19 protein-coding genes and 1 pseudogene are annotated in these 25,316 nt (G+C 61.3%); 10 read left to right on the top strand and 10 right to left on the bottom strand.

The window, feature by feature from the left end:
* Positions 1–215: 215 nt before the first annotated feature.
* Complete coding sequence (locus ACGSLL_RS06485) at positions 216–1,274, bottom strand: hypothetical protein (protein WP_394504224.1); 1,059 nt, start codon at positions 1,272–1,274, stop codon at positions 216–218.
* Between the two features lie 300 nt (positions 1,275–1,574).
* Between ACGSLL_RS06485 and ACGSLL_RS06480 the strand changes: the two are divergent.
* A pseudogene (locus ACGSLL_RS06480) lies at positions 1,575–1,892 on the top strand (thymidylate synthase); the annotation flags it as partial.
* Between the two features lie 125 nt (positions 1,893–2,017).
* Here the strand turns inward: ACGSLL_RS06480 and cadR are convergent.
* The gene (cadR, locus tag ACGSLL_RS06475) at positions 2,018–2,467 is read right to left on the bottom strand and encodes a Cd(II)/Pb(II)-responsive transcriptional regulator (protein WP_093097372.1); all 450 of its coding nucleotides are present in this window, start codon (positions 2,465–2,467) and stop codon (positions 2,018–2,020) included.
* An 84-nt stretch (positions 2,468–2,551) separates the two neighbouring features.
* Between cadR and ACGSLL_RS06470 the strand changes: the two genes are divergently transcribed.
* The 7 genes from ACGSLL_RS06470 (at position 2,552) to ACGSLL_RS06440 (ending at position 11,693) form a co-directional block, all read left to right on the top strand.
* On the top strand, positions 2,552–4,861 hold the full coding sequence (locus ACGSLL_RS06470) for a heavy metal translocating P-type ATPase (protein ID WP_394504222.1): 2,310 nt from the start codon (positions 2,552–2,554) through the stop codon (positions 4,859–4,861).
* Positions 4,862–4,877: 16 nt separating this feature from the next.
* Positions 4,878–5,741 (top strand): LysR family transcriptional regulator, encoded by an 864-nt coding sequence (locus ACGSLL_RS06465; protein WP_101161791.1) that lies wholly within the window; start codon positions 4,878–4,880, stop codon positions 5,739–5,741.
* A 234-nt stretch (positions 5,742–5,975) separates the two neighbouring features.
* Complete coding sequence (locus ACGSLL_RS06460; RefSeq protein ID WP_394504219.1) at positions 5,976–7,052, top strand: putative 2-aminoethylphosphonate ABC transporter ATP-binding protein; 1,077 nt, start codon at positions 5,976–5,978, stop codon at positions 7,050–7,052.
* Positions 7,052–8,776, top strand: a complete 1,725-nt coding sequence (locus ACGSLL_RS06455) for a putative 2-aminoethylphosphonate ABC transporter permease subunit (RefSeq protein ID WP_394504217.1) — start codon at positions 7,052–7,054, stop codon at positions 8,774–8,776. Before ACGSLL_RS06460 ends, ACGSLL_RS06455 begins: the two co-directional genes overlap by 1 nt.
* 38 nt (positions 8,777–8,814) lie before the next feature.
* Positions 8,815–9,840, top strand: coding sequence for a putative 2-aminoethylphosphonate ABC transporter substrate-binding protein (locus ACGSLL_RS06450; protein WP_394504214.1), 1,026 nt, complete (start codon positions 8,815–8,817; stop codon positions 9,838–9,840).
* Between the two features lie 165 nt (positions 9,841–10,005).
* Positions 10,006–11,139, top strand: a complete 1,134-nt coding sequence (locus ACGSLL_RS06445) for a TIGR03364 family FAD-dependent oxidoreductase (RefSeq protein ID WP_394504212.1) — start codon at positions 10,006–10,008, stop codon at positions 11,137–11,139.
* Positions 11,136–11,693, top strand: coding sequence for a phosphonate degradation HD-domain oxygenase (locus tag ACGSLL_RS06440; RefSeq protein WP_394504210.1), 558 nt, complete (start codon positions 11,136–11,138; stop codon positions 11,691–11,693). Before ACGSLL_RS06445 ends, ACGSLL_RS06440 begins: the two co-directional genes overlap by 4 nt.
* Before the next feature lie 174 nt (positions 11,694–11,867).
* Here the strand turns inward: ACGSLL_RS06440 and ACGSLL_RS06435 are convergent, their stop codons facing one another.
* Positions 11,868–13,253: a GTPase/DUF3482 domain-containing protein gene (locus ACGSLL_RS06435; RefSeq protein ID WP_394504208.1), complete on the bottom strand. Its 1,386-nt coding sequence runs from the start codon at positions 13,251–13,253 to the stop codon at positions 11,868–11,870.
* Complete coding sequence (locus ACGSLL_RS06430) at positions 13,246–14,619, bottom strand: DUF2868 domain-containing protein (RefSeq protein ID WP_394504206.1); 1,374 nt, start codon at positions 14,617–14,619, stop codon at positions 13,246–13,248. The genes ACGSLL_RS06435 and ACGSLL_RS06430 overlap by 8 nt, the downstream gene beginning before the upstream one ends.
* A gap of 85 nt (positions 14,620–14,704) precedes the next feature.
* On the opposite strand from ACGSLL_RS06430, the gene ACGSLL_RS06425 reads away from it, so the two are divergent.
* Positions 14,705–15,217, top strand: coding sequence for a dihydrofolate reductase (locus ACGSLL_RS06425; RefSeq protein WP_394504204.1), 513 nt, complete (start codon positions 14,705–14,707; stop codon positions 15,215–15,217).
* Between the two features lie 110 nt (positions 15,218–15,327).
* Here the strand turns inward: ACGSLL_RS06425 and ACGSLL_RS06420 are convergent, their stop codons facing one another.
* A complete protein-coding gene (locus ACGSLL_RS06420; RefSeq protein WP_394504202.1) occupies positions 15,328–16,719 on the bottom strand; it encodes an L-cystine transporter in 1,392 nt (463 codons plus the stop codon).
* Between the two features lie 239 nt (positions 16,720–16,958).
* On the opposite strand from ACGSLL_RS06420, the gene ACGSLL_RS06415 reads away from it, so the two are divergent.
* Positions 16,959–18,014 carry an HAD family hydrolase gene (locus tag ACGSLL_RS06415; protein ID WP_394504200.1) on the top strand — a complete coding sequence of 352 codons (1,056 nt, stop codon included), beginning with the start codon at positions 16,959–16,961 and terminating at the stop codon, positions 18,012–18,014.
* Between the two features lie 206 nt (positions 18,015–18,220).
* Here the strand turns inward: ACGSLL_RS06415 and ilvD are convergent, their stop codons facing one another.
* From ilvD to ACGSLL_RS06390, 5 genes are all read right to left on the bottom strand, one after another.
* Positions 18,221–20,062, bottom strand: a complete 1,842-nt coding sequence (ilvD, locus tag ACGSLL_RS06410) for a dihydroxy-acid dehydratase (RefSeq protein ID WP_394504198.1) — start codon at positions 20,060–20,062, stop codon at positions 18,221–18,223.
* A 266-nt stretch (positions 20,063–20,328) separates the two neighbouring features.
* Positions 20,329–21,561 carry a multidrug effflux MFS transporter gene (locus ACGSLL_RS06405; protein WP_394504196.1) on the bottom strand — a complete coding sequence of 411 codons (1,233 nt, stop codon included), beginning with the start codon at positions 21,559–21,561 and terminating at the stop codon, positions 20,329–20,331.
* Complete coding sequence (locus ACGSLL_RS06400; protein WP_394504194.1) at positions 21,554–22,531, bottom strand: diiron oxygenase; 978 nt, start codon at positions 22,529–22,531, stop codon at positions 21,554–21,556. The genes ACGSLL_RS06405 and ACGSLL_RS06400 overlap by 8 nt, the downstream gene beginning before the upstream one ends.
* Positions 22,528–23,601 carry a SagB family peptide dehydrogenase gene (locus ACGSLL_RS06395; protein ID WP_394504192.1) on the bottom strand — a complete coding sequence of 358 codons (1,074 nt, stop codon included), beginning with the start codon at positions 23,599–23,601 and terminating at the stop codon, positions 22,528–22,530. Before ACGSLL_RS06395 ends, ACGSLL_RS06400 begins: the two co-directional genes overlap by 4 nt.
* 445 nt (positions 23,602–24,046) lie before the next feature.
* Positions 24,047–25,243, bottom strand: a complete 1,197-nt coding sequence (locus ACGSLL_RS06390) for a class I SAM-dependent rRNA methyltransferase (protein ID WP_093429813.1) — start codon at positions 25,241–25,243, stop codon at positions 24,047–24,049.
* Between the last annotated feature and the right edge of the window lie 73 nt (positions 25,244–25,316).

The raw sequence follows: 25,316 nt of genomic DNA, 5'->3' as shown, positions 1-25,316 counted from the left end.
GCCGTGACGCTGATTGCATAACGAGTAAAGGGCCCCGGCGATCAGCGAGCGTCGACATGCGGAACATATCGGTTTTGCTCACTGCCACTGGCCGACGTCATGCTTCCAGCGGGACGGCAGGTGGAGATTGGTAAGATATCACTTGGCCACTCAATAAAAGCTTTAATGCGCTGTTTTGGGATATGGGGTGCGCCTATGTCCGATAAGTCGGTGCGTTACTCGTAGTGGAGTTCACCAAACAGTCCGATCATGAGGTCACCATCCAGGATCTCAAAAGGGAGGGTGACGTACTGGCCAGGATGCCGAGGCAGCGCCTTTCCGTCGTGCGGTGCATTCTTCGTGTGCCCTTGAACCTTTTCCCCGTTCTCCTTGATATAGGGAAGCACGACGATCCGGCCATGGTTCTTGGATAGGATCGTTCCCTCGTGCCATAAGGTGTTTCCTTCTTCGCTGCTGGACTCGCCACCCGTGTTTTTCACCACCCACCGTGGCACCCCGTCGTCCTCATACCAGAACACGAAGCCAGCGCAGACCAGTACCCTCTGGCCGCGCATCCTTGCCTCAGCGAGCATTTGCTTGACGCTCGCTAGTTGCAGCAGCTGATTGGCTCGGGGTAGCAAGAGTGCGCGTATCTGCGCTTTAGTTCGTCCCCAGTGTTCAGCTCCCGAAAGACCAAACCCTTTGGCTGTCACTTCGCGCAGACAGATCTGCGAGCGTCTGGGAGACAGGGCTCCGATCTGTTCCCATGTCTGGTCATCGACACGGCGAAGGCACGTGTTGAATCTCGGTATGGCAACTATCTCTAGGTAAGGCACACGCTCAAGCTCCTCGTGGAGCGGTTGTCGCAAGCTTTCCATCGTATTGTGCAATTTCAACTCTTGCACTGAGGGCCGGGGTAGATGGGCGTTGCGCTTGATCGCCTCGCGCTCCATGAGCTCCTCCTCTCCCTGGATACGGCGCGCCGCCGTCAGTGCTTTCTCGACTTTTAGGGTGGTCGAGCTCTGAGGCACAGGATCCGGTACCGCCCGAGCTACCAGTTCACTGGTGCGGCTGTTGAATTCGTCCGCAGCTTCCATGGCCTCCTCGTAGGAGGTGAAAACAGCCGCCCTCGCATGGCCACTGCCGTTATCGTAGAAGTAACGCTTCCAGGACAGCTGGGAGTCAGGAAAGAGCTTGAGTGCCCGCAGCTGCCACGTCCATCCGATGCGGAATTGCCGGAACGGAAGGACGGCCAGGGTGGGCATTAAGTGGTATGGCATCTGATCTAAGCGCATCGATTCTCCCTGCTCTTTGCGCCTTAGCGTCTGCGGAAGCGCTGGAGCTTATCCTGGGGATATAGATTCCCCGACCTTATAGATGGCACATTGCCAAGATGAGTCAATTTCTTGGCTACAGGCCTCGTATTTCGGAGGCTTCAGGAGAAAGGAAGCTTTGAGTGGGTATTCAAAAACTGGTGGTTTATCCAGTATTAGGGCTTGCGTTTGGTAATGTGCTAAAGCTAAAATGCACATATAGCAAGTTGCTTGGAAGGCATTACAAGTCAACGTAATGTGCAGTAAGGTGGGGGGACGAGGGGCCTCGGCACGCCGTTCAACCTCACCGAAGGCGCCGCGCTGCTGAGCCTGATCGGGCGCCTGACCGGCTACACGCCGCGCTGGTTCACCTATTTCATCGGTGATGCGCACGTCTACGAAAACCATCTGGACATGCTCAACGAACAGCTCAAGCGTGAGCCGTTCGCCATGCCGAAACTGAAAATCTCCGACCGCGTGCCCGAGTTTGCCAAGACTGGCGTTTATCAGCCGGAATGGCTGGAACTGGTCGAACCGAGCGATTTTTCCCTGGAAGGCTATGAGCACCATGCGCCAATGACCGCGCCGATGGCGGTCTAAACCACACCGCAATATCCCTGTGGGAGCGAGCCTGCTCGCGAAGAGGGCGTGTCAGTCACAGATGTGTCGACTGATACACCGCTTTCGCGAGCAGGCTCGCTCCCACATTTGGTTGTGTGTTGGGCTCAATGGCCGTGGCTACGGCCGACGTGGGAGTGTTCGACTTCCGTCGCAACAACCCCGCCACTCACCTCCAGCCGCTGCAAAATTCCGCATTGATCGGCCTCCGGCCCTTCGCCACAGCGTTGGCGCAGGTCGAGCAGTTGCGTCTGCAACGCCATCAACCCATCAATCCGCGCCTTCACATGCTGAATGTGTTCGTCGATCAGCGCATTAACGCTTTCGCACTGGTCCTGCGGGCTGTCGCGCAGGGCGAGCAGGCTGCGGATTTCTTCGAGGGTCATGTCGAGGGTGCGGCAGTTGCGGATGAACGTCAGGCGTTCGGCGTGGGCCTGGGTGTAGACGCGGTAGTTGCCGTCGCTGCGGGCCGGTTCCGGCAGCAGGTTTTCGCGTTCGTAATAACGGATGGTTTCCACCGCGCAGTCGGTGAGTTTCGCCAGTTCGCCGATCTTCATGACGGCCATCTCCAAAAGGGTGCTTGACCCTATAGTGGCTACAGGGTCTTTACTTCGCAACAGGCACCTTCATGGACGCGACCAATGAGCGATTCCCTGCACACCCACAAGCCCGGCGACGGCCACGATCACAGTCATAAATTGCATCCTGTGCATCAACACGCACATGGCGGCGATGCCTGCTGCGGGTCGAAAGTCGCAACGCCTGCGCCAGTTCATGCGCACGCAGATGCCTGCTGCTCGTCGAAAGCCGCCGCGCCTGCCTTGGTGCAACTGAGCGAAACGACCAGCGCCGATGCGCAACTGAGCAGTTTCCGCATCGAGGCGATGGACTGCCCGACCGAGCAGACGCTGATCCAGAACAAGCTGGGCAAACTGCCCGGCATCCAGCAGCTGGAATTCAACCTGATCAACCGCGTGCTCGGCGTCACCCACAACCTGGCGGACACCGCGCCGATCGTGGACGCGATCAAGTCGATTGGCATGCACGCCGAGCCGCTTGAGGCGGGCGTCGAAGCGCCGGCTCCGGCGCCGGTGAAAAAACACTGGTGGCCGCTGGCGCTGTCCGGGGTCGCAGCGCTGGCTGCCGAAGTTATCCACTTCACTGATGCCGCGCCGACCTGGGTAGTGGCGATCATTGCACTGGTCTCGATTCTCAGCGGCGGCCTCGGCACGTACAAAAAGGGCTGGATTGCCCTGAAAAACTTCAACCTCAACATCAACGCGCTGATGAGCATCGCCGTGACGGGCGCGATCCTCATCGGCCAGTGGCCGGAAGCGGCGATGGTGATGTTCCTGTTCACCGTTGCCGAACTGATCGAAGCACGTTCGTTGGACCGGGCGCGCAATGCGATCAGTGGGTTGATGCAGATGACTCCGGAACAGGCCACGGTATTGCAGGCGGACGGAAACTGGGTCGAACAAGAGGTGAAAAGCGTCGAACTCGGCGCCCGCGTGCGGGTGAAGCCGGGCGAGCGTATCGCGCTGGACGGTGAGGTGGTCAGCGGCAGCTCGACCATCGATCAGGCGCCGATCACCGGTGAAAGCCTGCCGGTGGAAAAAACCGTCGGTGACAAAGTCTTCGCCGGCACCATCAATCAGGCCGGTTCGTTGGAATACGCGGTCAGCGCGGCGGCGAACAACTCGACCCTGGCACGAATCATCCACGCCGTCGAACAGGCTCAGGGTGCGCGTGCGCCGACTCAGCGTTTCGTCGATCAGTTCTCGAAAATCTACACCCCGGCGGTGTTCGTGTTTGCCCTGGCCGTGGCGATCATCCCGCCGCTGTTCATGGGCGCCGTGTGGTTCGAATGGATCTATCGCGCCCTGGTGCTGCTGGTGGTCGCATGCCCGTGTGCGCTGGTGATTTCCACCCCGGTGACCATCGTCAGCGGCCTCGCTGCGGCGGCGCGCAAAGGCATTCTGGTCAAGGGCGGTGTGTACCTGGAGGGCGGTTTCAAGCTCGATTATCTGGCGCTGGATAAAACCGGCACGATCACCCACGGCAAACCGGTGCAGACCGATTACCTGTGCCTGGAAGCAACCGCTGAGAGCACCGCGCCAGCCATCGCTGCGGCATTGGCCGGGCGCTCGGATCACCCGGTGTCGCTGGCCATCGCGAATGCCGCTGTGGATAAAAACTTCGCCGCGCCGGTTGTGGATAACTTCGAAGCGCTCGGCGGGCGCGGCGTCAAAGGCCAGATCAATGGCCAGACCTATCACTTGGGCAACCATCGTCTGGTTGAAGAACTGGGCCTATGCTCGCCGCAACTGGAAGAAAAACTGTTCGCGCTGGAGAAGCAGGGCAAGTCTGTAGTGCTGCTGCTCGACAGCGCAGGCCCCTTGGCGCTGTTCGCCGTGGCCGACACGGTCAAGGAAACCAGCCGTGAAGCGATTCGTCAGTTGCATGAGCTCGGGGTGAAAACCCTGATGCTCACCGGCGACAATGTGCACACGGCCGAGGCGATTGCTGCGCAGGTCGGTATCGACGAAGCCCGAGGCGATCTGCTGCCGACCGACAAGCTGCAAGCCATCGAAGACCTGTATAAAAAAGGCCATCGTGTCGGCATGGTCGGCGACGGCATCAATGACGCGCCGGCACTGGCCCGTGCCGAGATCGGCTTTGCCATGGCCGCTGCCGGTACCGACACTGCGATCGAAACCGCCGACGTTGCGCTGATGGACGACGATCTGCGCAAGATCCCGGCGTTCATCAGCCTGTCGCGCAACACCGCCAGCATTCTGAAACAGAACATCGCCCTGGCCTTGGTGATCAAGGCTATCTTTCTTGGGGTAACCTTCGCCGGGCTCGCCACCATGTGGATGGCGGTGTTTGCCGACATGGGCGTGAGCCTGTTGGTGGTGTTCAACGGTTTGCGCCTGCTGCGCAAGTAAGTGATGAGGGTGGGTTGTGCTGAGTGCCGAGCTGAAAGCGTTTTACATGGTCGCCCGCCTGGGCAGCATCACGCTGGCGGCGAAGAAACTCGGCCTCAGCCAACCGACCGTGACCACGCAGATCCGCAATCTGGAAAGCCAGTATTCGGTGGAACTGTTCTATCGCGGCGGCCGGCGTCTGAGCGTCAGCGACGAAGGCGCGCGGTTGCTGCCGATGGTCAAGACGCTGTTACAGCAAGAGGCCGACATCGAGTTCTTCCTGCGCAACAGCGGCCAGGTGCAAGGCACCTTGCGCATTGCCGCCACCGCGCCGTATTACATCCTCGATCTGGTGAAGACCTTTCGCGAACGCTTGCCGCAGGTGGAAGTGTCGGTGGAAATCGGCAATTCACAGCAAGTGCTCGAAGCGCTGGAAGATTACCGGGTGGACATCGCCGCGTCATCGCAGTTACTGGATGACGCGCGGCTGATCCGCCGGGTGCTCGGCACCGATCCGCTGGTGCTGGCCGTGCATCGCAACCATCCATTGGCGACGCAGACGCATGTGGCATTGACCGCACTGGCCGGGCATACCTTGTTGATGCGTGAGTCCGGCTCGACTACGCGACGCCTGACCGAAGAGTTGTTGGCCAGCGCCGGTGTGAGTTTCGGGCCGTTGCTGGAGATCGGCAGCCGCGAGTCGATCCGCGAGGCGGTGCTGCGCAACATCGGCATCAGCATCATTGCCCGCCAGGAGGTGCCGCACGATCCGCAGTTGCGCGTGCTGAGTATCGAGAATGCGCCGCAGATTCCGGAGTACCTGTATTGCCTGAAGGAGCGCAAAGGTGCGCGGTTGCCGGCGGCGTTTCTCGGCTTGGCACAAGAGATGTCCCCGGCCTGAGATCTCGGCTGCCCTTACTGGCCTCTTCGCGAGCAGGCTCGCTCCCACACTGGATCGTATTCACAACGCAAATCCCCTGTGGGAGCTAGCCTGCTAGCGATGGCGTCAGCCCGGGCAACACGGAATCCAGACCAAAATCCCTGAATATCACTATCGGCGGTTTTTGCCTCACTGCCACATGACGGACGCATTACAACCCTAGGATTGGCCTCATCCGTTTGATGAGGTCTGTCCATGAATCCTGCCATCGCAACTGCCCTGACCAATCCCGGTGCGCCGATGAAAGTGCGCGGCGTGCAGAAGCGCTTCGGCGCGTTTACCGCGCTGGATAACGTCTCGCTTGATGTCGCCGCTGGTGAACTCGTGTGCCTGCTCGGTCCGTCGGGCTGTGGCAAGACCACGCTGCTGCGCTGCATCGCCGGGCTGGAAAAACAGGACATTGGCGAGCTGTACCTTGGCGATCGTGACGTCTCGCACCTCGCCCCGCAAGCGCGGGACTACGGAATTTTGTTCCAGTCCTACGCGCTGTTCCCCAATCTGACCGTCGAAGCGAACATTGCCTACGGCCTCGCTGGCAGCGGTCGCGACGAAGTGCGTCGCCGCGTCGGCCAGATGCTCGAGCTGGTCGGCCTCACCGGCAGCGAGAAAAAGTACCCCGGCCAATTGTCCGGCGGCCAACAACAGCGTGTTGCGCTGGCCCGCGCGCTGGCGCCGGCACCGTCGCTGCTGTTGCTCGATGAGCCGATGTCGGCCCTCGATGCCCGTGTCCGTGAGCATCTGTGCACCGAGCTGCGCCAACTGCAGCGCAACCTCGGCATCACCACCCTGATGGTCACGCACAACCAGGACGAAGCCATGCTGATGGCCGACCGCATCGCGGTGATGAACAACGGCCGCGTCGAGCAATACGCCACCCCGCAGGAAATCTACAACCGTCCGGCCACGCCGTTCGTGGCCGAGTTTGTCGGGCAGGGCAACTGGCTGCCGTTCCAGCGCAGCAGCGACAGCCATGCCCAAGTCGGCGGGATGAATCTGCGTCTGGCCGATGGCAGCGTGCAGAGCGCCTCGGGTCGATTGTTCTGCCGCCCGGAAGCGATCAACGTCAACCCGCCGGTGCACGAAGAAAACCTGTTCCCGGCCAAGGTCCGCGAGATCACCTTTCTCGGCAACCGCTGCCGCATGAGCTTCGAACTCGATCAGTTGCCCGGCCATGCGCTGCTCGCCGAACTGGCACCTGAAGCGATGCCGCGTCTCGGTGCGCAGCAAATCATGGTGGCCTTGCCGCCGCGCAGTCTGCAGGTGTTTGCCTGATGAGCGCCGGGATTGCCTTGCCCTTGCCGACCAAGCAGGTACGGCAGACTTCCCGTGCCGAAATCGGCGATCGGATCTTTGTGCTCGGCGGCAAGGTCCTCTTGCTGCTGTTGCTTGGCGTCGCGGTCCTGCTGCCATTGCTGGCGATCTTCTGGCGTGGCTTCAGCAGCGAGGCCGGGCAGGGCGGTGGCTGGGTTGCGGCGCAGGAACTGCTGACCAGCGCGAATTTCCACTGGCTGCTCGGCAACAGCCTGAAGGTTTCCCTCAGCGTTGCGGCGATTGTCGTACCGCTGGCCTACCTGTTTGCCTACGCGTTGCAACGCACGCTGATTCCAGCGAAGGGCATCTGGCGCGGCATTTCTTTGCTGCCGCTGATGGCACCGTCGATGCTGCCGGGGATCGCGCTGGTCTATCTGTTCGGTAATCAGGGCATGCTGCGCGGGCTGCTCTCGGACAACATCTACGGATTCTGGGGCATCGTGCTCGGCGAGGTGATTTACACTTTCCCGCATGCACTGATGATTTTGCTGTCGGCGTTGTCGCTGGCCGATGCGCGCCTGTTCGACGCCGCATCGAGCATGGGCGCCAGCCCGGCCAAGGCGTTTCGCAGCATTACCTGGCCGGCGACGCGGCAGGCCGTGTTCGCCGCGTTCTGTCTGGTATTCACCCTGACTATCACCGATTTCGGTGTGCCGGTGGTGGTCGGTGGCGACTATCAAGTGCTGGCGCTGGAAGCCTACAAAGCCGTGGTCGGCCAGCAGCAATTCGGGCGCGGCGCGTTGATCGGCATGGTGTTGTTGCTGCCGGCGCTGTTCAGCTTTGGTGTCGATGCCTGGCTGCGCCGTCGACATGGCGACTCCATGAGCGGTCGCGCGCAGGTGTTCAAACCGGCACCGTCGACACTGCGCGACGGCTGCTATCTGGCGATTGTCGTGCTGATCAGCGCCGCATTGATCCTGGTGTTCGGCATGGCGGTGTTCTCATCCTTGGTGAAGTTCTGGCCGTACAACCTGTCGCTGTCGCTCAACCATTACCAGTTCAACGAGACCGCTGGCGGTGGCTGGCTGGCCTACGGCAACAGCTTGAAGATGGCGCTGGGTACGGCGCTGATTGGCAGTGTGCTGATTTTTACCGGCGCTTATCTGATGGAGAAAACCCGCACCCAGCGCGGTTTGAACCTGGCTTTGCGCATGCTTAGCTTCGTGCCAATGGCCGTGCCGGGGCTGGTACTTGGCCTGGGTTACGTTTTCTTCTTCAACCTCAGCGGCAACCCGCTGCACGTGCTGTACGGGACGATGACGCTGCTGATCATCTGCACCATTGCGCACTATCTGACCACCGCACAAATGACCGCGACCACCGCGCTGCGCCAGCTCGATGCCGAGTTCGAAGCGGCGGCGCTGTCGCTCAAAGCGCCGCTGTATCGGCATTACCTGCGCGTGACCGTGCCGATCTGCTTGCCGGCGCTGCTGGACATCGTGCGCTACCTGTTCGTCTCGGCGATGACCACGGTTTCCGCCGCGATCTTCCTCTACAGCCCCGACACCATCCTCGCCGCGGTCGCGGTGCTGAACATGGATGACGCCGGCAACGTCGGCGGTGCGGCGGCGATGTCGACCCTGATTCTGTTCACCTCGGCGGGCGTGTCCCTGCTGCTGGCGTGGGCTTCGCGCGGCTTGCTGCGCCGTTCCCAGGCTTGGCGGCAAACCGCGCCCGGTCACTGATTCCAACTGCCCTCAACTCAAAAGACAGGAAAACGATCATGTTCAAGCCTATGGCCCTGGCCGCTGCTGTGCTCGCTACTTTCAGCCTGAATGCCTTCGCGGCGAAAACCGAGTTGACGGTGTACACCGCCCTCGAAGCCGAGCAGTTGAAGTCCTACAAGGAAGCGTTCGAGAAAGCCAACCCTGACGTCGAGATCAAATGGGTGCGCGATTCCACCGGGATCATCACCGCCAAACTCCTCGCGGAAAAGGCGCGGCCGCAGGCTGACGCGGTGTGGGGCCTGGCCGCGTCCAGTCTGGCGATCCTCGATCAGCAAGGCATGCTGCAAAGCTACGCGCCGAAGGACCTCGGCAAGATCGGCGCGAACTACCGCGACGCCGCCAACCCGCCAGCCTGGGTCGGTATGGATGTGTGGGCGGCGACCATTTGCTTCAACACCGTCGAGGCAGAAAAACAGGGTTTGACCAAGCCAGTGAGCTGGCAGGACCTGACCAAGCCTGAGTACAAGGGCAAGATCGTGATGCCTAACCCTGCGTCGTCCGGCACCGGTTTCCTCGACGTCAGCGCCTGGCTGCAGACCTTCGGCGAGAAGCAGGGCTGGGCGTATATGGACGGTCTGCACCAGAACATCGGCCAGTACGTTCACTCCGGTTCCAAGCCGTGCAAACTGGCGGCGGCGGGGGAATTCCCGATCGGCATTTCCTTTGAATACCCGGCTGTTCAGCTCAAGCGCCAGGGCGCGCCGCTGGACATCATCCTGCCGAAGGAAGGCCTGGGTTGGGAGATCGAAGCGACAGCGGTGATCAAAGGCACGCCGCACGAAGAGGCGGCAAAGAAACTCGCCGATTTCTCCGCCAGCGCCGAGGCGATGGATTTGTACAAAGAGAACTTCGCTGTACTCGCTCAGCCAGGGATCGCCAAGCCGCAGACCGAACTGCCCGCCGATTACGAGCAGCGTCTGATCAAGAACGACTTCGCCTGGGCCTCGAAGAATCGCGACGAGATCCTGAGCGAATGGCGCAAGCGCTATGACGGCAAGTCCGAGAAAGTGGCTGCCAAGTAAATCTTCGCAAGCTGATAGGGCTGGCCCGCGCTAGTAGTCCTGAACCTGATCGTTCCCACGCTCTGCGTGGGAATGAATCCCGTGACGCTCTGCGTCACAAAGGACGCGGAGCGTCCTCGGCTGCATGCCCACGCAGAGCGTGGGCACGATCATTGAGGTAGCGACATGACACACCACAAAGACCTGCTCATCGTCGGCGCCGGCATCCTCGGCCTGTCCCACGCCTACGCCGCAGCCAAACGCGGCCTCAAGGTCGCCGTGTTTGAACGCACCGCCACGCCCCTCGGCGCCTCGGTTCGCAACTTCGGCCAGGCGCTGGTCACCGGCCAGCCGCCCGGCACCATGCTCGAACTGGCCAAGGCCAGCCGCGAGATCTGGGGCGACTGGGCGCAACTCGCCGGGCTGCAGATCAAGCGCAACGGCTCGTACCTGTTCGCCCGCAGCGAAGCCGAAGAGCATCTGCTTGAAGCGTTCTGCGCCGGTCGTGCACAGGAACACGACTACAACGTCGAGCTGCTGCACGGCGCTGCGTTGCGTGATCTGTATGGCGGTCAATTCAGCCACCATCGCGCCGCGCTGCATGGCCGGGACGATCAACAGCTGTATTCGCGTGAAGCGATTCCGGCATTGATCGATTATTTGCGCCGTGACCTCGGCGTCGAGTTCCACTTCTTCACTCTGGTACGCGACGTTGAGCCAGGGCGGTTGCACAGCACCGCCGGTAGCTTTACCGCGCCGCAGATCATCGTCTGCTCCGGCCACGATTATCAGACCTTGCTCGCCGAGCCGATTGCTGCGCTCGAGCCGCAGATCTGTCGCCTGCAAATGCTCCGCGCCAAACCGCACACTGAACTGAACCTGCAACACGCCTTGCTCACCGGGCTGAGCGGCGTGCACTACGGCGCCTTCGCCGATCTGCCCGAAGCGGCGGCGGTGCAGGCGCAGATCCTGCGCGAGCAACCACACCTGCACGACAACGGCGTCCACCTGCTGATCAGCCCGACGCCGTATGGCGAGCTGATCATCGGCGACTCGCACCATTACGGCAGCGATCCGTCACCGTTCAATGCTGAGCAAGTGGATAACTGGATGCTCGAACTGGCCGAGCAGACCCTCGGTTGCAAGGTGCAAGTGATCGAACGTTGGCAGGGTGTCTATGGTGCTCGCGGGCCGGGACCGTTTTCATTCCTGCGCCCGGCACCGGGTTTGAGCGTGGCGCTGATGCACACCGGCGTCGGCATGAGCGTCGGCCCGGCGATGGCCGAGCGCAACATTGCGCAGTGGCTGGAGGAGGCATGAATCCAGAACGGGTGGTGGCGCGGGTGTTCGGCTTGTATGAGCGCTTCGGCGCCAGCGATTACATCGGCGAACCGGTGTCGCAGCTCGAGCACATGTCGCAAGCGGCCGAACTGGCCATGGCTGATGGCTGCGATGATGAAGTGGTGCTCGCGGCGTTCTTCCACGACATTGGCCATTTGTGCGCCGAGGGCGCGCAAAACATGGAAGGCTATGGCGTAGTCAGCCATGAACGGCTGGGCGCGGATTATCTGCGTGAGGCGGGTTTCAGCGAACGGCTGGCGCGGCTGGTGGAGTATCACGTTCAGGCCAAGCGTTATCTGACGCTTCGCGAACCGGGCTATTACGCGCGGTTGAGTGAGGCGAGTCGCAGGACGCTGGAATATCAGGGCGGGGTGATGAGCGCGGCTGAGGCGGATGCATTCGAGGCTGATCCGTTGTGTGCGCTGAGTTTGCGCATGCGGCGCTGGGATGAGTTGGCGAAGGAGGGGGCGGTGCCGGTGGCGGATCTTGAGTTGTTGAAGCGCAAGGCAGTGAGCTTGCTGTCGTGCTCATGATGGTCACCCTCATCCCAGCCCTCTCCCGGAGGGAGAGGGGGCCGGCCGGGTTGTTCTCGGGTCATACACCGGCCTGAGATATCCAGTCGAACTCAGATTTGTAAAGTACGCAAATCGGCTCCCTTTCCCCCTCGCCCCCTTGGGGGGAGAGGGCTGGGGTGAGGGGGTAGCGATCTAAAGCTCAAGTACCTTCCCGACCAACGCCTCAACCTGCTCCTGCCTTTCCGCCTGATTCAGCTTCGGATGCGGATTGAGCGACGACCACTGCGGATGCGCCCGGGCCTTGTTCAAGGCTTCCGGCAATTTGCCTTCGCGCCAGGTTTTATCCACAGGCGTTGCAACCTGAACCGCGTCCATCGCCGCATGCCCGCGTTGATCGAGGGCTAAGACCAACTGCCGCTGCCGCAACGCCAACAACCGCAACACGCCATCATCCACGGTCAATTCCCGCTGGCCTTTGATCTTGCCGAGCAAACGGCTGCCATAACTGCGCGCAGTCTGTAGTGCGCCGCCGGCGATCGCCCCGGCCAGCGCGGCCGCGCCGAGGGTGATGCCGCCGACCAGCAGATCGACGCCAGCCCCGGCCGCCGCGCCTGCCGCGATCCCGCCGCCGACCCGTACGCCGAGCTGTTTCAAGGTTTCCGGATTGAACAAATCATCGCCCCAACGCCCGTCGAGCAACGGCAAGTCACTGGCCGCCGCGTCCTGTGGGCGAAACGCGTAGAGCTTGAGTAGCGCTTCGACGCACTTCTGCTCACGCTGCCGCACAGCCTTGCGCAATTCGCTGATCGCCTGCTGTTCCTGTTCGGCCTCGCTGACCACGCTGCGTCGGCAGGCGGCGCAGTCGATCAATAAGTCGGCAATCAAGCGCGCAGCACTGTGCTGACGGGCGAGACGCTGGGCCTGTTGATCAGCGATCAGCCGCTCGAGTTGCGGGCGGGCGGTTTCCAGCAGCAGCGCCAGGCTTTCATACAAGCGCCGCTCGCCATCCTCCGGCGGCGCCACGCTGTCGAAACGCACCAGCGCATGCAGGCCCAAGCGTGCCAGCGCTTCGCGCCAATCGGGTTCGCGATGGTTGGCGCTACTGACGAAATTCAGCACCGGCAGCAGCGGTTTGCCGCAACTGGCAAGCACTTCCAGCTCATCGCGGTACTTGGCCAATACCGGTTCGCGGGCATCGATCACGTACAGACCGGCGTCAGAGGCGAGCAGTTGCCGCAGCACCTTGGCTTCCTGCTCGAAGCGCTGGCGCGCCTCGCTGCTATCGAGGAACCGCGCCAGCCGCGCCGGGCCGTCGAGGCGTTCGCCGGGGCGCTCCAGGCGTTCGAGAAAATCCAGCAGGGCGATGGCGTCTTCCAACCCTGGCGTGTCGTAGAGGTCGAGCAACGGCTCACCATCCACCGACAACCGTGCGCCTTCGACATGCCGTGTGGTGCTCGGGCGATGGGAGACTTCGCCGAAGCCGACATCGCGGGTCAGCGTGCGCAGCAGTGAGGTTTTGCCGACGTTGGTGTGGCCGACCACCGCGAGTTTCAGCGGCGCTTTACGCAGATCAATCATGGCCCGTCTCCAGCCAGTTCAGCGGCGCGCAATCGGCGAAGGGCAGCTCCAGCTGTTGCAGGGCGACATGCCAGTCGCCCAAACGGTCGGCATCCAGCGCTTCGCCGGGCGGCGCTTGCAGCAGCCAGACGCGGGTGGCGCCGGCATTGCGTGCCAGTTCGGCGATCAGCGCGAGGCTGCCGCGATCCGGCGAGCGCCGTGGATCACAGGCAATCGCCAGGCGTGCCGGGGGAAAACGGCTGAGTTGTTCGAGGAGCTTGTGCCGCGACTCGCGGCTGTCGAGGATGCCGGCATTGCTGACGCTTTTTGGCAGCGCGGGCGGCCAGGGGCGTTGTTCGTCGAGTTCGATGGCGACCAGCAACGCGCCTTCGCTGGTGAGCTCGCCGACGCTGTTGTCGACGCGGTGCAGTTGCGCCGGCGCAGGGTCGTTGACGCCGAGGCGTTCGCTGGTCGGCATCAGCCGCTCGCGCAGTTGCGCGTAACCAGGCAGATTGAGGTCCAGAGGCAGCGCGGCTTTGCCGCTGTTCCAGCGCCACCAGCACAGCAGCGTCAACAGCAGGCGCGGCAGTACGCCGTAAACCACCAGCACCCCGACCAGCCATGTGGCCCAGGCCTGCCGGGCGCTTTCAATGTCCAGCGCGGCGTCGCCGCTGGCGCGAATCATTTCCACCGTGGGCACATTGAAGCCGAGCAGCGCCGGCAAGCTGCCCAGGGTCCGCGTCATGTGGATAAACGTTTCGGCGCTGAGAATCGTGGTTTCCCAGACGAAGCCGTAGCGTCGGGTCGCCATCAGCATCAGCAGTACGATCAAGGCGCTGAGCATGGCCAGCAACCACAAACCGTTGACCAGCGTGCCGAGTGCCCAGCGATTGAGTTTGCGGCGTTGCAGCAGCAACAGCAGCGCCGGTGCCAGTTGCGCGGCTTTGGCGTCGCGAGCGAGTTTTTCGCTGAGCCACAGCCACACGCGGCCCAGCGTCGCGCCGTGTTCACCGGCAAACACCAGGCCCAGCGCCCAGCTCAGCAGCAGAATCAAGTTCAGCCCGAGCAGGCTGCCGAGGGCCCAGAATACGTTGACCGGGGTTTGCCCCAGCGCGGCGAAGGCCAGCCCGGCGCCGCTCAACACGGCGAACAGGCTCAGCAGCACCAATGCCAGACGGGCGCCGTGCAGCCAGTGCTTGAGTGCTGGCGTCAGCCCGTCGCGGTCGGCCAGCCAGCGCGCCCGGCGCTGAATACGGCTCGGCAGATCGCCGCCGCCGGTGCGTGCCAGACGATTGGCTTCCAGATCATCCAGAGGGCCTGCGTGCTCTTCGCGCAGGCGGATGGTTTCGGTCAGCCAGAGGTTTTGCAGTGGAGTCAGTTCAGTCACGCGGCGTCCCGTCGCTTAAATGAGCGTTGAGCATAACCGCTGTGGCGCTTATCGGGGTAAGCGCGGCTCTGGTATCCTCGCCGGCATGACTAAATCACTGCCCCTCAGCCTGATCGCGGCCCTCGGTGAAAACCGCGTGATCGGCGTCGACAACAGCATGCCCTGGCACCTGCCGGGGGACTTCAAATATTTCAAGGCCATGACCCTCGGCAAGCCGATCATCATGGGCCGCAAGACCTGGGATTCGCTCGGTCGGCCGTTGCCGGGGCGCTTGAACATCGTCGTCAGCCGCCAGACCGACCTGTCGCTCGAAGGCGCCGAAGTGTATCCGTCGTTGGACGCCGCCGTGGCGCGCGCCGAGGAATGGGCGAAAGAGCAAGGCGTCGATGAGCTGATGCTGATTGGCGGCGCGCAGTTGTATGCGCAAGGGCTGGCTCAAGCCGATCGTCTGTACCTGACCCGCGTTGCGCTGAGCCCGGAAGGGGATGCGTGGTTTCCGCAGTTTGATGTGAACCAGTGGACGCTGGTTTCCAAGGTGGAAAACCCGGCGGTTGAAGATAAGCCAGCGTACAGCTTCGAAGTCTGGGAGCGCGCTTAGATCGTTCCCACGCTCTGCGTGGGAATGCCTCAACGGACGCTCTGCGTCCAAGTGACGCGGAGCGTCACAGGCTGCATTCCCACGCGGAGCGTGGGAACGATCATTTTGGCTTAAGCCTGAGCGAGCTCCGCATGCTCATCGGCATCGAGCAATGCCTTGTCGGTCTGCTGCATCACCTGGCTGGTAATCGCACCCGCGGTGATCGAACCGCTCACGTTCAACGCCGTACGGCCCATGTCGATCAGCGGCTCAACCGAAATCAGCAACGCCACCAGCGACACCGGCAAACCCATTGCCGGTAGCACGATCAGTGCAGCAAACGTCGCGCCGCCACCAACACCGGCTACACCCGCCGAACTCAAGGTCACAATCGCTACTAGCGTGGCGATCCACAGCGGGTCGAGCGGGTTGATGCCCACGGTCGGCGCAACCATCACTGCCAGCATGGCTGGATAAAGGCCGGCGCAACCGTTCTGGCCGATGGTCGCACCGAACGATGCGGCAAAACTTGCCACCGACGATGGAATGCCCAGGCGCCGGGTTTGCGCTTCGATGCTCAGCGGGATGGTCGCCGCGCTCGAACGGCTGGTGAAGGCGAACGTCAGCACCGGCCAGATCTTGCGGAAGAACCGCAGCGGGTTGATCCCGGCCGCCGACACCAGCACACCGTGGACCACGAACATCAGGCCCAGACCCAGGTACGACACCACGACAAAACTGCCGAGCTTGATGATGTCCTGCAGGTTGGAGCCGGCGACCACTTTGGTCATCAGCGCCAGCACGCCGTACGGGGTCAGTTTCATCACCAGCCGCACCAGACGCATCACCCAGGCTTGCAGGGTGTCGATGGCGTTGATCACTTTCTGACCTTTCTCGACGTCATCCTTGAGCAGTTGCAGCGCAGCCACGCCAAGGAATGCGGCGAAAATCACCACACTGATGATCGAGGTCGGCTTGGCCCGCGCCAGGTCGGCGAATGGATTCTGCGGTATGAACGACAGCAGCAGTTGCGGCACATTCAGGTCGGCGACCTTGCCGGCGTAGTCGTTCTGAATGGTTTGCAGACGAGCCATTTCCTGTGTACCGGCGACCAGCCCCTCAGCGGTGAGGCCGAACAGGTTGGTCAGGCCGATGCCGATCAGCGCGGCAATCGCCGTGGTGAACAGCAGCGTGCCAATGGTCAGGATGCTGATCTTGCCCAGCGACGAAGCGTTATGCAGACGCGCCACCGCGCTGAGGATCGAGGCGAACACCAGCGGGATGACGATCATCTGCAGCAACTGCACGTAGCCGTTGCCGACCAGATCGAACCAGCCGATCGAGGCTTTCAGTACCGGATTGCTGGCACCGTAAATCGTGTGCAGCGCCACGCCGAACGCCACGCCGAGCACCAGCGCCAGCAGAACTTTTTTCGCCAGGCTCCAGGTGGTGTGGCGGGTTTGCGCCAGACCGACGAGCAGGGCAAGGAACACCAGCAAGTTGAGAATCAACGGTAGATTCATGAGGACTCCAGAAAAGACTGTGCCAACAGCCATCCAGGGCTGCTGCGAACCGGAAAGCCTAACAGCTTGATTTGCAATGATTTAATACCGAAATGGCTGGGTGTCCGTCGTTTTTGGAATAAGCCCGTGTCGTTGTCGGCAAAGTTTCTGGCGCGATACGGACGTGTGCGGTCGCAGACAGGCGAGGGTTGTCACACTTATTTGTTAGCGTCGAACTCTTTCGATCGGGGAGTAGCGCTATGAGAATTGCACGCACGTTGTTGGCGGTGGCACTGGCGGCGGGCCTGGTCGGTCAGGCCATGGCCACGGACCTCAAGCACTGGCCGGCGGATCAGGCCAAGGCGCTGGACGCGATGATCGCGGCCAATGCCAACAAGGGTAACTACGCGGTGTTCGACATGGACAACACCAGTTACCGCTACGACCTCGAAGAGTCCTTGTTGCCGTTCATGGAAAACAAGGGCTTGATCACCCGTGACAAACTCGACCCGTCGCTGAAACTGATGCCGTTCAAGGACACCGCCGAGCATAAGGAGAGTCTGTTCAGTTACTACTATCGCCTCTGCGAAGTCGACGACATGGTCTGCTATCCGTGGGTCGCGCAGGTGTTTTCCGGCTTCACCCTCAAGGAACTCAAGGGCTACGTCGATGAGCTGATGGCCTCGGGCAAACCGGTGCCGGCGACCTATTACGAAGGCGATGTGGTGAAGAAACTCGACGTCAATTCGCCGAAGATCTTCACCGGCCAGCAAGAGCTGTACAACAAGCTGATGGAAAACGGCATCGAGGTCTACGTGATGACCGCCGCTTCCGAGGAGCTGGTGCGCATGGTCGCGGCGGATCCGAAGTACGGCTACAACGTCAAACCGCAGAACGTCATTGGCGTCAGCCTGCTGCTGAAAAACCGCGAGACGCAAGAACTGACCACCGCGCGCAAGCAGATCACCGCGGGCAAGTATGACGAGAAGGCCAACCTCGGCCTGGAGCTGACGCCGTACCTGTGGACCCCGGCGACGTGGATGGCTGGCAAGCACGCGGCGATCCTCACCTACATCGATGAATGGAAAAAACCGGTACTGGTCGGCGGCGACACCCCCACCAGCGACGGCTACATGCTGTTCCACGATGTCGACGTGGCCAAGGGCGGCATCCACTTGTGGATCAACCGCAAGGACAAGTACATGACGCAAATCAACGGCATGATGGCCAAACACGCCGCGGCGCAGGCCAAGGAAGGATTGCCGGTGACGGCGGATAAAAACTGGGTGATCGTCAAGCCAGAGGACATTCAGTAACCCACACCGTATCCCTGTAGGAGCGTGAGCCAGATTTGATCGTTCCCACGCTCCGCGTGGGAATGCAGCCCGTGACGCTCCGCGTCACTGGACGCGGAGCGTCCCTTGAGGCATTCCCACGCAGGAGCGTGGGAACGATCAGTGTCAGACGGATAAAAAAATGCCCCGTAATTTAGCGGGGCATTTTTGTTTCTGCGCCTGGACGCTTACAAGCCGTCGAGCATCGCTTTGTTGCGTACAGCACCCTTGTCGGCGCTGGTCGCCAGCAAGGCGTAGGCCTTGAGCGCGGTGGTCACTTTGCGTGGGCGCTGTTCGACCGGTTTCCAGCCTTTCTTGTCCTGCTCGGCACGGCGTGCCGCCAGTTCCTCGTCGCTGACCAGCAGGTTGATCGAGCGGTTCGGAATGTCGATCAACACTTTGTCGCCATCCTGCACCAGGCCGATCGCGCCGCCAGCGGCAGCTTCTGGCGAAGCGTGACCGATGGACAGGCCCGACGTGCCGCCGGAGAAACGGCCGTCGGTGAGCAATGCACAGGCTTTGCCCAGGCCTTTGGACTTGAGGTACGAAGTCGGGTAGAGCATTTCCTGCATGCCCGGGCCGCCTTTCGGGCCTTCGTAGCGAATGATGACGATGTCGCCTTCCTTCACTTCGTCAGCGAGGATGCCGCGCACGGCGCTGTCCTGGCTTTCGAAGATCTTCGCGTTGCCTTCGAAGACGTGGATCGACTCGTCGACACCCGCGGTTTTCACCACGCAACCATCCTGCGCGATGTTGCCGTACAGCACAGCGAGGCCGCCCTCTTTCGAGTAGGCGTGCTCGAAGCTGCGGATGCAGCCGTTTTCACGGTCGTCGTCCAGGGTTTCCCAACGGGTCGACTGACTGAACGCGGTCTGCGTCGGAATGCCTGCCGGGCCGGCCTTGAAGAAGTGATGCACCGCTTCGTCGCTGGTCTGGGTGATGTCCCACTTGGCGATGGCTTCTTCCATGCTGCGGCTGTGCACGGTTGGCAGATCGGTGTGCAGCAGGCCGCCACGGGCCAGCGAACCGAGGATGCTGAAAATGCCACCGGCGCGGTGCACGTCTTCCATGTGGTATTTCTGAATGTTCGGCGCAACCTTGCACAACTGCGGAACGCTGCGCGAGAGGCGGTCGATGTCGCGCAGGTCGAAATCGATCTCGGCTTCCTGGGCGGCGGCGAGCAAGTGCAGGATGGTGTTGGTCGAACCGCCCATGGCGATGTCGAGCATCATCGCGTTCTCGAACGCCTTGAAGTTGGCGATGTTGCGCGGCAGCACCGAGTCGTCGTTCTCGCCGTAGTAACGCTTGCACAGCTCGACGATGGTGCGGCCAGCCTGCAGGAACAATTGCTCGCGGTCGCTGTGGGTGGCGAGGGTCGAACCGTTGCCGGGCAAGGCCAGGCCCAGTGCTTCGGTCAGGCAGTTCATCGAGTTGGCGGTGAACATGCCTGAGCACGAACCGCACGTCGGGCAGGCGCTGCGCTCGTACTCGGCGACTTTCTCGTCAGAGGCGCTGGAGTCGGCGGCGATCACCATGGCGTCGACCAGATCGAGGCCGTGGGAAGCGAGTTTGGTCTTGCCGGCTTCCATCGGGCCGCCGGAAACGAAGATCACCGGAATGTTCAGGCGCAACGCTGCCATCAACATGCCCGGGGTGATCTTGTCGCAGTTGGAGATGCAGACGATGGCGTCGGCGCAGTGGGCGTTGACCATGTACTCGACGGAGTCGGCGATGATCTCGCGGCTCGGCAGCGAATAGAGCATGCCGTCGTGGCCCATGGCGATGCCGTCATCCACGGCAATGGTGTTGAATTCTTTTGCCACACCGCCGGCACGTTCGATTTCGCGGGCGACCAGTTGGCCCAGATCCTTCAGGTGTACATGGCCCGGTACGAACTGGGTGAACGAGTTGGCAATGGCGATGATCGGCTTTTTGAAGTCGTCATCCTTCATCCCCGTGGCGCGCCACAGTGCGCGGGCACCGGCCATGTTGCGGCCGTGGGTGGATGTTTTGGAACGATAATCTGGCATGGAACACTCCGGGCGGCTAATCAGGTGCTAATCAGGTGCTAAAGGGGAGTGAGCTTCTATGGACCTCTGCAACCCACGGAAATAGCCGTGTGTTACGCAGGTTGCCGATGACGTTGCGGGATCGCCGCTGGTCTCAGCCTGAGCTCATAAACCCGCCGGGGATGAATGGCGATGAATGAGGCGATTCTACACCGCTGGCGTCTGGAGGGAATGGCGCAACGTGCTGCGCCGTGCAGACGGTCGGTATGGAATGACGACTGGCAGCTTCAATCGCCGCCGGGCTGCGCCACGGCACTGGTAGCAAGATTACTGGAGCGTCGGTTAAGCCTGTGGTTGAGCAGCAGCGCTACTGCGCTCAGCAGCACGAAGCAGTAACCCAGCGTCGCTTGCAGATTGCTCGGGCTGAGGCTGATCAACGCGCTGATAAGCCCGCCGCAAATGAAAATGATCGTGCTGCCCGCCGAAGCCGAGGTACCGGCGTTTTCAGGAAACAGGCTCATGGCCCGGGACGTCGCGGCAGGGCGGGCAATGGTGGTGCCGGCGGTGCAGATCAGCATCGGGATCAGCACCGTGACCGGGGCCAGCGCATGCTCGGCGGCCAGATACAGCATTGCCAGCCCCGCCAGCAATATCAGGCTGAGCCCGGTGAATATCTGCTGCACCGGGGTGATGCGCCGGTTCAACACGGCGGCAAGAATGCCGCCGACGACATAGGCGGCACCGTACACCAGCAGAATCAACGAAAAGTCATAGGGCGCGAGTTGCAGTTGATCCATGAAGATCAGCGGTGAAATCACGATGAAGGAAAAATGGCAGGCGAAGGCAAACGCCGATATCAGCCAGTAACCGACAAACTCAAAATCTCCCAATACGCGGCGATAGGAGCGGACGAAGCCGACCCGCGCACTGCTGTCGGCCGGCCGGCTGTTTTGCAAAAACACCCAGGCCTTGGCCAGCACCACGGCGGACAGCGCCGTGAACACCCAGAAGCTGCCGCGCCAGCCGAGCGTGGCCTGCAGGAAAGTCCCGGCCAGCGGCGACACCGAGATGAAAATCCCGGTGGCCGTGACCATCAGGATGCGCAGCCGGTCGCGCTCAGCCCCTTCGAACAGATCCTGCACCAGCGCCTGGGACAGCACGAAGCATCCGCACCCCACTGCTTGCATGACCCGGAAGACCAGGAACAGGGTGTAATCGCTCGTCATCACGCAACCGACTGCGCCGAGCATCGACACGCTCATGCCCGCCAGCAGCAAGCCCTTGCGCCCAATAACGTCTGACAGCGGACCGATCAACAACTGGGCAAACGCAATGCCCACCGCAAACAGACTGATCGACAGCGCGATGTCTGCCGGTGAACGGGCAAAGTGCGCCGCCAATGCTGGAAATGAGGGCAGCAATACATCCAGCGGGAACACGCCAAGCAGCACCATCGCCAGTAACAGGCTCACCGCTGCGCGGCGCTGCCCGGCGGTTACCACGGCTGTTACGTTATGCATCGATCAGTCCTGCCCTGGCAAAAAGTGTCCGGTTATGGGCCAGCGCAAAAAAACCGGCCTTGTTCAGTGCATCCAGCGTGGCGACGGCACCTGATCGCGCCCGTGCGCGATTGGCCTGCACCGTGGCCATGCCACGGACGATTTCCATCACGTCCGCCTCGGCAATGCCTGCACCACGCAGGCTCTGTTGCAGCCAGCGTTCGTCGGCCTCGAAAAAGATGCCGATGATTTCCAGCAGGGTTCTGCTCACGAAGGTGCGCTGGCGGCTGAGCATCGACAGCCAGAGGTAGTGGAACACTTCGGCGAAATAACGACTGTGGCGGGCCTCGTCGGTCAGATGATCGCGCAGCATGTCACTGACGCTGGACACCAGGCTGTCGCGGCACACGTCCAGCAGCTCGCGAGCAATGATGGTTTCGGAAACGAAACCGAGCAGAAACCATGCCAGTGGTCGATGCTTTTCCGGGGTGCGGGCGATCAAGGCGTTAAGGCGTGCGATGCGCTTCGGCAGGGCTGGGCGCCCGGTGATGCCATAGAACCCGGCGATCTGCTCAGCCAGCCGATTGGAGAACAACGCGTGGTAGCCCTCGTCGGTGTAGAGCTGCAACGCTGCGTGTTTCATCGCCAGCGGCACGAAAACCGGCAGCTCGCGGTGCACGATCACTTCCACGGCGCGATTGACGATGCGGTGTTCGAGCAGGGTGGTGTAATCGAGAAAGTGCACCAGGTGGTTGGCGGACAATCGCTGCTGCACGTCGCGCCCTGCTGCCTGAACGGCCGGATGCGCCAGATAGGCAATGAAGGCCGGAGGAAACCAGTAACGGGTTTGCAGTTGCAGGGCCACGTCGTCCGGTAACAGGTAGTCGTGGGTGCTGCTGCGCACCGAGGCGCGGCTTTCCCAATCCTTGAGGGTGAACTTGAGCGCCCATGACACCGGCGCCTCATCCGGCTCGGCAGTCGTCAGGCTCATGCGCGGCCCTCGCTTAACAGCTCGTGCATCTCGTCGCACATCGCCTGGCCGTCGCTTTGCCCGCAGCCGACGAAGAACAGCGGTTGTTCGGCGCTGCCCTCAAGAGAGAGCAGGGCTTCGACCTGCTGGTCGGCAAACGCACCGGTCAACCAGGTATTGAGGCCGAGCGCCGTGGCAACCAACTGGAAAGTCTGCGACAGATGGCCGGCTTCGACGAAGGCCATGCGGTAGGCCCTTGAGTGTTCGTATTTCCACCAGAGCCGGTCAAAACGAGCGGTGATGAAAACACCCAATGGCAGGTCATTGATGAAATGCTGGCCAGCGAGCAATTGGCCCAGCGCGGGTTCTGGCAAAGGATTGACCGGGCTCAGCGAATGCTCGGCTGGATGGTAGCTGTAGACGCCCGGATCCAGACTATCGACATTCTGTACCAGCAGAAAGGCTTCACAGGCGTTCAGCCCACCGGCGGAAGGGCTGCTTCGGCGAGCACCGAGGCCGTGGGCGACTCTGTCATCGCGGTCATGCTCGCGTTCTTCGAGATAACCGAAAGAAAGATAAAGCAGCGTACCGAGGTCATGCAGCGTGACCGCTGCACCTGTGTAGGTACGGCAGGTTTTTCGCTGCAGCAGGGCGCGCGTCAGACTCTCGTCCTTCAATGCGCGGGGCCGGGGCAAGGCAATGCGTTGCTCTGCCTTGCGTCCTGGACGATCTGTCGCCGGTGGCGGTGCGGCGAGCACTTCATTGCAGTGCGCCAGATAGTGCCTGGACCACTCCTGGATATTTTGGGGTGTATGTTCACACGGAATATTTTGTGTGCCGATATGATAAATCTTCGATAATTCATCCCAGCCCCAGGATGAGTTGTCGAGTTTTGAAGTAGTTAGAATGCCTGCATTCAATAGTTCTATGTCTATGATGTTTTGCTTGTCGAATAGTTTCGGGTTGTCGATCAGGTGCGCCAGGCGAATTGTATAGTCGAGATCAAGTTCATATTGAGTATGGTCTTTATAGTTCCATATGACTTGTCCGGAAGGGCGCGGCAATATGAAGAGAAAGGGATTGATGTGCATGAGGGCGATCACTCTGGGTAAAGTGGAAAGGACGCCGGTTTGCCGGCACTCCCCGGCGTCCTGCCTTACTTAACGGGCTTTAGCGGAAACCAGAAAAGCCAGGTTTGCGAGTTTTTTACTTTCCAGAGAGATGCTTTTCATGATGTGAACTCCATGTTCATTGATAGTTGAAGTCACCTCGTGGTGACAACTTCATAATAGTTTGTAATGGATTATTGGCAAGCGGATATTCGGTAGGAAAATTCCAGTAATTTTGTCGGAGCTGTCTTTGTGATTAGTTAAGATTGTAGGCAAAGTTTCATTAATTAACAGGTGCAGAGAAACGTCCTGCATGACGGGCGGAAAGTAGTTGTAGGAAGTTTGAAGAGCAGGTCGAAAAATCACACCGGGACGGGGTGCAAAAACAAACAGAGGAGCCTGCTGGCTCCCCCGTAATCCGCATGAATCAGCTGTTAGGCAGCAGGCGGCAGGTGATGCTCTTGATGTAGCGTGTTTCGGCGATGGCAGGGTGCACCGGGTGGTCCGGACCCTGACCGCCACGCTCCAGCAACTGAATATTGCGATCCAGGTGACGGGCGCTGGTCAGCAGGATGTTCTGCAGGTCGTCTTCGGGCAGGTGCATCGAGCACGACGCGCTGACCAGGATGCCGTCCTTGTTGAGCAGGCGCATGGCTTGCTCGTTCAGGCGGCGGTAGGCGCCTTCACCGTTTTTCATGTCTTTCTTGCGCTTGATGAAGGCGGGCGGGTCGGCCACGATCACGTCGAAGCGCTCTTCGCTGGCCTTCAATTCTTTCAGGGCTTCGAAAACGTCGCCTTCGATGCAGGTCATCTTGTCAGCGAAACCGTTCAGCGCCGCGTTACGCTCTACACCGTCGAGGGCGAACGCCGAAGCGTCGACGCAGAACACTTCGCTGGCGCCGAACGCGGCCGCTTGCACACCCCAGCCACCGATGTAGCTGTAGAGGTCGAGGACGCGTTTGCCTTTGGCGTAAGGAGCGAGGCGGGCGCGGTTCATGCGGTGGTCGTAGAACCAGCCGGTTTTCTGCCCCTGAATCACCGGCGCTTCGAATTTAACGCCGTTCTCTTCCAGCGCAACCCATTCCGGAACCAGACCGAACACCGTCTCGACGTAGCGGTTGAGGCCTTCGGCATCACGGGCCGCGGAGTCGTTCTTGAACAGAATGCCGCTTGGCTTGAGCACTTGGGTCAGCGCGGCGATCACATCGTCCTTGTGCGCTTCCATGGTCGCCGAAGCGATCTGCACCACCAGAATGTCGCCAAAACGGTCGACGACCAGGCCCGGCAGCAGGTCGGAATCGCCGTAGACCAGGCGATAGAACGGCTTGTCGAACAGACGCTCGCGCAGCGACAGCGCCACGTTCAAACGGTGCACCAGCAAGGACTTGTCCAGCGCTACCTTAATGTCGCGCGACAGCAGACGGGCACAGATCAGGTTGTTCGGGCTCATTGCGACGATGCCCAACGGCTTGCCGCCCGCGGCTTCGAGGATGGCCTGATCGCCGGCGTTGAAGCCGTGCAGCGGGGTGGCGGCTACATCGATTTCGTTGCTGTAGACCCACAGGTGACCGGCGCGCAGGCGACGGTCGGCGTTGGCTTTGAGGCGCAAGCTAGGCAGGGACATGACGTCGCTCCGGAAAAAAGAGCGGGAGTATAGCGTGTTGACACGTGCTCCGGTCTGGCGTGCGATGAAAAGC

The sequence above is a fragment of the Pseudomonas retamae genome (genome assembly GCF_043496865.1).
GTDB lineage: Bacteria > Pseudomonadota > Gammaproteobacteria > Pseudomonadales > Pseudomonadaceae > Aquipseudomonas > Aquipseudomonas retamae.
The sequence above is the reverse complement of the archived record's forward strand: the minus strand, read 5'-3'. Positions and strand labels throughout refer to the sequence as shown.